Annotated in this window: 2 protein-coding genes; both read left to right on the forward strand. The window is 43.0% G+C overall.

Features of this window, described 5'->3' with window-relative positions:
* On the forward strand, positions 1-1,036 hold a 1,036-nt coding region (locus VF500_RS13420), incomplete at its 5' end, for an ABC transporter permease (RefSeq protein ID WP_330860156.1).
* Between the two features lie 302 nt (positions 1,037-1,338).
* Positions 1,339-3,723, forward strand: coding sequence for an ABC transporter permease (locus tag VF500_RS13425; protein ID WP_330860157.1), 2,385 nt, complete (start codon positions 1,339-1,341; stop codon positions 3,721-3,723).
* Positions 3,724-3,875 lie beyond the last annotated feature (152 nt).

The raw sequence follows: 3,875 nt of genomic DNA on the forward strand, positions 1-3,875 counted from the left end.
GTTTGTAAGAGAAAGGAACCCCGGCTTTAATAAATCCAGCCTTTTATATATGGATATAAATGGCGATATGGCTAATAAAGAGGCTTTATTGCGCAACGAGTTGAAACAGGATCAACTTACCAGTGATTTTACCATTACCAGCGAGCTTCCCATCGATATCGGGCCTGGCGCAAATGCCTCATGGCCAGGTAAAGATCCCAAAACACAAGGTTTTCCGACGCCCGCAATGTATGTGAGTGAAAGTTTTGCCCGCTTATTCGGATTAAAATTACTGGCAGGTCGCTTCTTTTCTGAGTCCATCAAAACCGACTCGAATAATTGTGTCATCAACGAAAAACTGCTAAGCCTTATGGGGATCCATAATGCGGCAGCGGCGATAGGAAAGCCGATGACGCTGCACGACAAACCAAGCGTTATCATTGGGGTGGTTAAAGATTTTAATTTTAAACCGGCCCAGTCGGCTATTGAGCCATTGATCATTTCTTTAACTGGCGGCGGCGGTACAGTCGTTATCCGCACCAAACCCGGAACCACCACCGCAACTATTGAAGCTTTAGAAAAAATAAGTAAAGAAATAAGCCCAGCCTATCCATTCACCTTTAATTTTGTCGACCAGCAAATGGCTAACCTTTATCATGGCGAGCAACAGATGGGCAATATCTTTAAACTGTTTGCGGCCATTGGTATTTTTATTTCCTGCCTTGGTTTATATGGCTTATCGGCTTTTATAGCCGAGCAGCGCACCAAAGAAATCGGTGTGCGCAAGGTATTAGGCGCATCTGTTTTAAATTTGGTATATCTATTATCGTCAGGAATTACCAGGCTTATCCTTATAGCCATATGTATAGCATTACCGGTTTCTTGGTACGTGGCTAATAGCTGGTTATCCGGATTTGCATATCACATTAGTGTTAGCTGGCTGATATTTTTCGTGGCGTCGGCATCGGCTTTGGGCATTGCCTGGCTTACGGTTAGTTATGAATCTATAAAAGCAGCAAGTGTTAATCCAATAAAGAGTTTGCGGTCGGGTGATTAGTGATTAGAGGTTGGAAATTAGTTGAGGAAAATAAAGGCTGAAGATTACGGGCCAGTCGCAAATATTGGAGGTTAGTGTTTAAGGATATTTCCGTAGCACTAACTTTTTTAGGTTATTAATAATAGTGCATTTTCCAAATCCCCAATCAAAACCAATCTCTAATATCCAATCACTAATCTCTAAAAACACCGTTACATAAATGAACACCAGGCTGTCCGTATCCGTACGGTATTCTATAGTGTTGTTGCATAAGCTTTTGATATATAGTAATTTACAATATTGGCATCATTTTGATTATCCTGATGTCTGATAAAGCCTATAGTATTATGTTAAAAAACTATATCAAAACCGCCTGGCGTAACCTTGTTCGTAATAAATTTTATTCGGTGATCAACATTGCCGGGTTAACTCTGGGCCTTGCCATTGGCATCCTGATCCTGCTTTGGGTGCAGGATGAATTTAGCTTTGATAGCTTTCATAAAAATGCATCAAATATTTACAGGGTTGAACTTTTTGGGGGGACTGGGGCCAGTAAGCAGATCTGGCAGGTTACGGTTGCACCAATGGGGCCGCTGGCCAAACAGGAACTGCCGGCCGTGCAAAACCAGGTGCGCATTACCAATAACTGGTTTTTCTCCTTATTTAAATACCAGGATAAAGTTTTTAATGAGCAGGCGGTAGGGTTTGCCGATCCGTCGCTGTTTACCGTTTTTGATTTCCCGCTGGTTGAGGGTAATAATGCAAAGCCTTTTGCAAGCGATAATTCGGTGGTGATCACAAAAAGTACAGCAAAGAAATATTTCGGGAGCGCGGATGCTATCGGAAAAGTTATTGTTGCCGATAATAAGGAGAATTTTACGGTATCGGGTGTTATTAATGATTTTCCGCTTAACTCAAGCATTAATTATGATATGATCATGCCCATGAGCTATCATGTTAAATACATGCTGACCAATTTTAAAGATGATCTGAACCATGATTTCAGCAATTATGCCTATGAAACCTATTTGCAGCTTAAACCCGGTACTTCGTTAAAACAGCTATCGGCCGATTTAAATAGTGTCCACCTGAAACGGAAGCCCGAAGATACTGATGCCGACTACCTCGTACTACCTGTTACTAAAATGCACCTTTATAATGCTGATGGTACCGACCGGGGGATCAGCACTGTGCACATCTTTATTATTATAGCTTTGGTAATATTGGTTATTGCCTGCATTAACTATGTTAACCTTTCAACCGCGCGGGCCATGTTGCGCGCCAAGGAGATCAGCATGCGAAAGATCATCGGCGCAGCAAAAACACAATTGTTTATGCAGTTTGTGGTGGAAACAGCTTTGTTGTTCGTGCTGTCATCTGTTTTGGCGGTGCTGGTAATTTATAATGTGATGCCAGTATTTAATGCAATTGCAGGTAAACAGCTGGTATTTAATCTTTCTGATCATCATATCTGGTTTGTTATTGCTGGTACTATAGCTGCTACCTTACTATTATCCAGTATTTACCCGGCATTGCTGCTTTCGTCTTTTGAACCGTTAAAAGCACTTAAAGGGGAGATATCAAATGGTATTGGCGATGTGCTGTTCCGTAAGATCCTGGTAGTGGTGCAATTTACCTTTTCGGTAGTGCTGATCATTAGCACCATCGTAATCACAGGGCAGTTGAATTATATCCGGTCGAAAAATTTAGGTTACGATAAAAGTCATGTATTTGCCTTTTGGATGCGCGATATGAAAGGCCATTATGACGCTGTTAAGGCCGAGCTTTTGAAACAGCCAGGCATTGAAGCTGTAACCCGATCGACCGGCAACATTGTTAACAACGGAGGGATATCCGGCGACACTGATTGGGATGGGAAAGCAACCGGGCAAACATTTATTGTACACCCGCAAGGGATTGACAAGGATTTTATCTCCTTTTTCAAGATGAAATTGGCAGCAGGGCATGGCTTTGATGGTTCGGTGAGCGACTCGGCACATTATATCCTGAACGAAGCGGCAATTAAGGAATTAGGAATGAAAGATCCGATAGGTAAACGTTTCAAGCTGCGGAAAACCGAAGGTACTATTATAGGTGTGGTTAAAGATTTCCACTTTGCCAGCATGCGTGAAAAGATTGGCCCTATGGTGTTTTTCTACGCGCCGGACAGTTATGCCTCTATCTACATTAAAACCACAGGTAACGGTGCGCCAAAAGCCATAGCCGCTGCCGAAGCTCAATTTAAACAATATAACGGCCAGTTCCCGTTTGGTTATACTTTTTTGGATGAAGTATTCAATAAACTTTACCAGGGCGAGCAACGGGAAGGAACGCTGTTCAACTATTTTGCGGGCATCGCTATTTTGATATCCTGCCTTGGCCTGCTTGGGCTGGCAGCCTACACCGCCCAGGTTCGTACCCGCGAAATTGGCGTACGTAAAGTTTTGGGCGCAACAGTGGGGAATGTCGTTACCTTGTTAGCCAAAGATTTTATTAAGCTGGTGCTTATCGCAATTGTTATAGCCTTCCCGATAGCCTGGCTGGCCATGAGCCACTGGCTGGATGCTTTCGCTTACCGCGTAGGTATAAGCTGGACAACCTTTTTGTTAGTTGCCGCCATTGCTGTATTAATAGCGTTTGTTACTATCAGCTTTCAATCGGTTAAAGCCGCATTGGCTAATCCGGTTGATAGTTTAAGGAGGGAGTAGTCAATCAACATCCCGTCATTGCGAGTAACCATCAGGATTCTCCTGAAAAAAAATGAGATGACGTGCTCTGCGATGAGAAGTAAGATATTAGCGGAATAAACAGGGCAAATTACACACCCCGTATAACCCTTGGGGCCTTTAAGAGCCCGCTT

The sequence above is a fragment of the Mucilaginibacter sp. genome (genome assembly GCF_036383575.1).
Classification (GTDB): Bacteria; Bacteroidota; Bacteroidia; order Sphingobacteriales; family Sphingobacteriaceae; genus Mucilaginibacter.

Bases quoted from the DNA above. Each gene is read 5' to 3' on its own strand.
- VF500_RS13425 (WP_330860157.1), top strand. From the start codon at position 1,339: ATGTCTGATAAAGCCTATAGTATTATGTTAAAAAACTATATCAAAACC.